Origin of the sequence: Streptomyces griseorubiginosus, from assembly GCF_017614965.1 — a bacterium.
Classification (GTDB): Bacteria; Actinomycetota; Actinomycetes; order Streptomycetales; family Streptomycetaceae; genus Streptomyces; species Streptomyces griseorubiginosus_B.
In genome coordinates this window covers 1-6,267 of record NZ_WVUG01000416.1, presented here as the reverse complement: position 1 = coordinate 6,267, position 6,267 = coordinate 1, and the positions used below count along the sequence as shown (strand labels likewise).

Sequence of the window (6,267 nt, the reverse complement as noted above, 5' to 3'; positions counted from 1 at the left end):
CCCAACTGCCCCTCGGTGCCCACCTCGCGGGCGACCCTGGTCACCTCGTCGGCGAAGGCGGACAGCTGGTCGACCATCGTGTTCACGGTCAGCTTCAGTTCGAGCAGCTCACCGGTCGCCTCGACCGTGACCGTACGGGTCAGGTCGCCGCGCGCCACCGCCGTCGTCACCAGGGCGATGTCGCGCACCTGCGCGGTCAGCCGGGACGCCATGGTGTTGACCGCTTCGGTCACATCCCGCCAACTGCCCGACAGACCCTGCACCTTGGCGCGCCCGCCCAGACGCCCCTCCGTGCCCACCTCGCGCGCGACCCGGGTCACCTCGCCGGTGAACAGCGACAGCTGATCGACCATCTTGTTCACGGCCCGCCCCAGCCTGCGCAGATCCCCGCGCAGTTGCCGGTTGCCGTCGTGCAGATCAACCCGCTGGGTCAGATCGCCCCCGGCCACCGCGTCCAGCACCCGGGTCGCGTTCGCCGCCGGGGCCACCAGGGCGTCCAGCACCTGGTTCACATCGTTGACGCGGGAGGTCCAGGCGCCCTGCCCCGGACTCGCCGTGAGCCGCTCGTCGAGCCGCCCGTGACGCACCAACTCCCGCTTCACCCGCTGCACCTCGACGTTGAAGTGAGTGCTGCGGTCCATGATCTGGTTGAAGAGCGCCGTCAGTTCGGCCACCATGCCATGGCCGGTTTCCGGGACCTTCGTGAAGTCGCCGTCCCGCGCGGCCGTCATCGCCGCGAGCAGCGGGCGCAGCTCAGATGCTCGGAGTTGTTCCGGTTTCTGTCCGTCTTCGAGCACTGGCGTACCACTGTTCTCACTCATGGCGGCCCACTTCGGTAACTCGGCGCTTATGGGCGTGGCCAGTCTGTCACTCTGTCCGCATCGACTGAGGCGTATTCGTCCGAACTGCTCGGGGAGTTGGGCATGGGGGCCATTCCGACGCAACGGGAGACGGCTTCCCGTGCCTCCGATGCGCCGGCGCGCCAGGACGCGGACGGCGCGCGGGGCGGCGCGCGGACGCACGCCACGCTGCCCGGAAGCGCCGTCACGCCCGGGGCCGCCCGGGCCCTGGTGCGCGCCGCCTGCGCCGAGTGGGCCGAGGAGGAACGGCCCGGCACCGAGCACATCACCGACCGCCTCACCGACGACGCCGTCCTCGTCACCAGCGAACTCGTCACCAACGCCGTCGTGCACGCGGGCACCGACGTCGAGGTGGAGTGCCGGCTGGAGGAGGCGACCGGCGCGCTCGTCGTCGAGGTCCGCGACCAGCACCCCTCCCGTGCCCCGCGCGGCTCGGAGCCCGAAGCGCCGCACGAGACACCGGAGTACGGGCGCGGACTGCGGCTGGTGACCGCGCTCGCCGAGTCCTGGGGCGTCACCTACCGCCGGGGCGCGAAGACGGTGTGGGCGCGGCTGTCCGCCGAGGGCGACCCGGCCGGCGACGAGATCGCCGCGTACGCCGGCCGGGAGGCCCTGGAGCGCGGGCTCGACGTGGCCGAGATCCTCGCGCCCGAGCCCCGGCGCGCCGAGCGCGACCGGGAGTGGCTGGGACGGGGCGCCCTGTCCTTCCTCGCCGAGGCCTCCGACCTGCTCGCCGGACAGCTCGACGAGAACCTGGTCGCCGCGCTCGCCGGTCAGCTGATCGTGCCGCGGCTCGCCGACTGGTGCGCGGTGTGGACGGAGGACGAGGCCATGGGCCGCTGGGACGCCGACGGTGCCTCGGGCCCCGGCGCCGGGCCTCGGCTGGCCCGGGTGTGGCACTGCAGCGAGAACCGCATCGAGGAGCTGCGCGCGGCCCTGGAGAAGGATCCGCCGCGCCCTGCCGAGGGCTTGAGATCCGGGCCAGTTCCGTACCCCTGGCCCGGAGCCGCGCTCGATCTGCGCGAGGCGCACGGCACCGCCCTCGCCTACCGGCTGATCGCTGGCGGCCGCCCCCTCGGCACCCTCGTCATCGGCCGCTCCGGACTGCCGCGCTTCCCCGACGAGGTCACCGGCCTGGTCGAGGACCTCAGCCGCCGGGTCGCCCTCGCCATCGGCACGGCCCGCCAGTACGCCCGCCAGGCCACCATCAGCCAGGTCCTGCAGCGCGGTCTGCTGCCCGTCGCCGTCGCCGAGATCCCCGGCGTACGCAGCGCACTCGTCTACGAACCCTGCGACAAGGGCGGCCCCAGCGGCGACTTCTACGACGTCTTCCCGGCCGGGGACGGCCGCTGGTGCTTCGCCGTCGGCGACGTCCAGGGCAAGGGTCCCGAGGCCGCCGTCCTGATCGGCCTCGCCCGGCCCTGGCTGCGGCTGCTGGCCCGTGAGGGCTACCGCGTCGCCGACGTCCTCGACCGCCTCAACCAGCTGCTCCTCGACGACACCACGGAGGCCGCCGACGCCGCGGCCCGCGCCCTCGCCAGCGGCCGCCCACCGGGCCCCGGGGACGGTCCCCAGACCCGCTTCCTCTCCCTCCTGTACGGCGAGCTGGTGCCCGTCGGCGACGGCGTCCGCTGCACCCTCGCCTCCGCCGGCCACCCGCTGCCGCTGCTGCTCGGCGCCGACGGCACCGTCCGCACGGCGGCCCGCCCGCAGACCCTGCTCGGCGTCATCGAGGACGAGACCTACACCAGCGAGACCTTCGAGCTCGGCCCCGGCGACACCTTGCTGTGCGTCACCGACGGCGTCACCGAGCGCCGCTCCGGCTCCCGCCAGTTCGACGACGCCGACGGCCTCGCCACCGCCCTGGCCGGCTGCGCCGGCCTGAGCGCGGAGCTGATCGCCGAGCGCATCAAGAGGCTGGTCCACGAGTTCGGCGGCAGGCCGCCGGAGGACGATCTGGCGCTGCTGGTGCTGCAGGCGGAGTGAGCAGTCGCGGCGGTACGGGACAATGGAGGGCATGCCTTCCGCACTCCCCGACGGCGAGCCGGTCCCCGCCGACGGCGCGCTCCCCGCCTCCGCGCTCACCGGGGCGGCCGACCGCCCCCTCGGCTTCTACCTGCACGTCCCGTACTGCGCCACCCGCTGCGGGTACTGCGACTTCAACACCTACACCGCGACCGAGCTGCGCGGCACGGGCGGTGTCCTCGCCTCCCGGGACAACTACGCGGACACCCTGGTCGACGAGATCCGCCTGGCCCGCAAGGTCCTCGGCGACGACCCGCGCCCGGTCCGCACGGTCTTCGTCGGCGGCGGCACGCCGACCCTGCTGGCGGCGGGCGATCTCGTACGGATGCTGTCGGCGATCCGCGACGAGTTCGGCCTCGCCCCCGACGCCGAGGTCACCACGGAGGCCAACCCGGAGTCGGTCGACCCGGCTTATCTGACCGCCCTCCGCGAGGGCGGCTTCAACCGGATCTCCTTCGGCATGCAGAGCGCGAAGCAGCACGTCCTCAAGGTCCTGGACCGCACCCACACCCCCGGCCGCCCCGAGGCGTGTGTCGCGGAGGCCCGGGCGGCCGGCTTCGAGCACGTCAACCTGGACCTGATCTACGGCACCCCGGGAGAGTCGGACGACGACTGGCGGGCCTCGCTGGAGGCGGCGATCGGGGCGGGCCCGGACCATGTGTCGGCGTACGCGCTGATCGTCGAGGAGGGCACGCAGCTCGCCCGCCGGATCCGCCGCGGCGAGGTCCCGATGACGGACGACGACGTCCACGCGGACCGGTACCTGATCGCGGAGGACGTCCTGTCCGCGGCGGGCTTCGACTGGTACGAGGTCTCCAACTGGGCGACCGCTCCCGAGGCCCGCTGCCTGCACAACGAGCTGTACTGGCGCGGCGCCGACTGGTGGGGCGCGGGCCCCGGCGCGCACTCGCACGTCGGCGGGGTGCGCTGGTGGAACGTGAAGCACCCCGGCGCGTACGCGGCGGCGCTGGCGGCGGGACGCTCACCGGGCGCCGGCCGTGAACTCCTGACGGACGAGGACCGCCGGGTGGAGCGGATCCTGCTGGAGCTGCGGCTGCGGGAGGGTGTTCCGCTGGATCTGCTGAGGCCGGAGGGCCTCGCCGCGTCCCGCCGGGCCCTGACGGACGGACTGCTGCAGCAGGACCCGTACGACGAGGGTCGTGCGGTGCTCACCCTGCGGGGGCGGTTGCTGGCGGACGCGGTGGTCAGGGACCTGGTGGACTGATCACTCGGGCGAGTGAATCGCCCCAGAACTCCGGTTCGGTCTCTAACCTGGCTCTTAGGCTGCCGCGAAAAGGACGCGGCGGATGGGAGGCCATTGGAGATGACCGCTGTGGACGAGCGTGGACTGGCCGATTACCTCGACACATTCGAGCCTCCCGAGGGCGTCAAGGCTGAGCTTCTTCGGGGGGTAATCGTGATGATGGCCAGTCCAGATCTGGTGCACAACCTGATCGTGCTGCACACACTGCGGCAGATTCCCATGGATCGCTGGTATCCCATCCAGACCCAGGATGTCGACATCGTCGGCGAGGAGAGTGTGCCCATTCCGGACCTGCTCGTGGCAGCACCGGACGTCCTACCTGCTTCAGGACGTCTGCTGCCGTCGCAGTTGGTCACCACGGTTGTCGAGGTGGTCTCCAAGTCGAGTGTTCATCAGGACTACGTGGTCAAGAGGTCGATCTACGCGGCGGGCAGGGTGCCTGCTTACCTCATCATCGATCCGATCATGGCCCAGTGTGTCCTGCTGACGAGGCCTGAGGGGGACGGCGAAGACGCCAACTACCTGACTCAGCAGATCACCAAGTTCGGTGACCCCGTGTCGTTGGATGTGCTCGGAGTCGAGCTGGCCACGAGTGACTTCGGAACCTTGCCCGACGTCAGGCCCCACCGCTACCCGTGACGAAGTCGATCAGTTCCTCCACCCGCCCCAGCAGCTCCGGCTCCAGGTCCTTGTAGGAGCCCACCCGCTTCAGGATCGCCTGCCATACCGCCCCCGTGTTGTCCGAGGGCCACCCCAGCGACCGGCACACGCCCGTCTTCCAGTCCTGCCCGTGCGGGATGCGCGGCCATGCCTCGATGCCCAGGGCCGACGGCTTCACCGCCTCCCAGATGTCGATGTACGGGTGGCCGACGACGAGGGCGTGTTCGCTGGTCACCGCCTGGGCGATGCGCCACTCCTTGGTGCCGGGGACCAGATGGTCGACCAGCACACCGAGCCGGGCGTCCGGGCCGGGGGCGAAGTCCGCCACGATCGACGGCAGGTCGTCCACGCCCTCCAGGTACTCCACGACCACGCCCTCGATGCGCAGGTCGTCGCCCCAGACCTTCTCCACCAGCTCCGCGTCGTGCCGGCCCTCCACGTAGATGCGCCCGGCGCGGGCCACACGCGCGCGTGCGCCGGGGACGGCGACCGAGCCCGAGGCCGTGCGGGTGGGGCGTGCCGGGGCCGAGGAGGGGCGCACCAGGGTGACCACCCTGCCCTCCAGCAGGAACCCCCGCGGCTCCAGTGGGAACACCCGGTGCTTGCCGAAGCGGTCCTCCAGGGTCACCGTGCCGGCCTCGCAGCGGATCACCGCCCCGCAGAAACCGGTGCCGGGCTCCTCCACCACCAGACCGGGCTCCGCCGGGACCTCCGGGACGGGCTTCGGCTTCTTCCAGGGAGGGGTCAGGTCGGCGGAGTACTGGCGCATTCGGATGACGATAGGAGAAGCGCGACGGCGATCACCGCGACACGCCGAAACGCGCCGCCAGCGCGTCCCGTTGCGCCCGTACGAACGCCGCGTCCACCACCGCTCCGTGACCGGGCACGTACAGCGCGTCCTCGCCGCCGAGAGCCAGCAGCCTGTCCAGGGCGGCCGGCCAGTGCGACGGTACGGCGTCCGGTCCCGCCTGCGGTTCGCCGGACTCCTCGACCAGGTCGCCGCAGAAGACCACCTCCGGCGAGCCGGGCACCAGGACCACGAGGTCATGGGCCGTGTGGCCGGGGCCCACGTTCGCCAGCAGCACCTGCCGGCCCCCGCCCAGGTCGAGGGTGCACTCGCCGGAGACGTGATGGCGGGGCGGTACGAGGGCGGTCACGGCCTCCTCGGCCACCTCCGCGTCCAGCCCGTTGCGCACCGCGTCCGCCAGCAGCTCCTCCCGCGCCTGCCGGGCCTCGAACACCGTGTCGATGCCGACCGCGCCGTACACCTCCGCGCCCGCGAAGGCCGGCGCCCCGAGGACGTGGTCGAAGTGCGGATGCGTGAGCGCGAGATGGGTCACACGCCGACCGGCCAGCGCCTCCGCCCGCGTCCGCAGCTCCGCGCCCTCCGCCAGGCTCGACCCGGCGTCGATCACCAGCGCCGTGCCCGCCCCCACGACCAGCCCCGCCGTGCAGTCC

6 protein-coding genes are annotated in these 6,267 nt (G+C 72.4%); 3 read left to right on the top strand and 3 right to left on the bottom strand.

The genetic code is table 11. The features are described from left to right. The coding region (locus GRC12_RS40645) for a HAMP domain-containing protein (RefSeq protein WP_208785478.1) at positions 1-821 on the bottom strand (821 nt) is incomplete at its 3' end. A gap of 102 nt (positions 822-923) precedes the next feature. Between GRC12_RS40645 and GRC12_RS40640 the strand changes: the two genes are divergently transcribed. The 3 genes from GRC12_RS40640 (at position 924) to GRC12_RS40630 (ending at position 4,788) form a co-directional block, all read left to right on the top strand. After that, positions 924-2,846: an ATP-binding SpoIIE family protein phosphatase gene (locus GRC12_RS40640; RefSeq protein ID WP_208785477.1), complete on the top strand. Its 1,923-nt coding sequence runs from the start codon at positions 924-926 to the stop codon at positions 2,844-2,846. 31 nt (positions 2,847-2,877) lie between these two features. After that, a complete protein-coding gene (gene hemW / locus GRC12_RS40635; protein ID WP_208785476.1) occupies positions 2,878-4,110 on the top strand; it encodes a radical SAM family heme chaperone HemW in 1,233 nt (410 codons plus the stop codon). Between the two features lie 99 nt (positions 4,111-4,209). Then, positions 4,210-4,788, top strand: a complete 579-nt coding sequence (locus tag GRC12_RS40630) for a Uma2 family endonuclease (RefSeq protein WP_208785475.1) — start codon at positions 4,210-4,212, stop codon at positions 4,786-4,788. On the opposite strand, the gene GRC12_RS40625 is transcribed toward GRC12_RS40630, so the two are convergent. Together GRC12_RS40625 and GRC12_RS40620 are read right to left on the bottom strand one after the other, a co-directional pair. Next, positions 4,766-5,578 carry a DUF3097 domain-containing protein gene (locus GRC12_RS40625; RefSeq protein WP_208785474.1) on the bottom strand — a complete coding sequence of 271 codons (813 nt, stop codon included), beginning with the start codon at positions 5,576-5,578 and terminating at the stop codon, positions 4,766-4,768. The genes GRC12_RS40630 and GRC12_RS40625 overlap by 23 nt on opposite strands. Before the next feature lie 31 nt (positions 5,579-5,609). Continuing rightward, positions 5,610-6,267, bottom strand: a 658-nt coding sequence (locus GRC12_RS40620; RefSeq protein WP_208785473.1) for an MBL fold metallo-hydrolase, incomplete at its 5' end; no start/stop codon positions are given.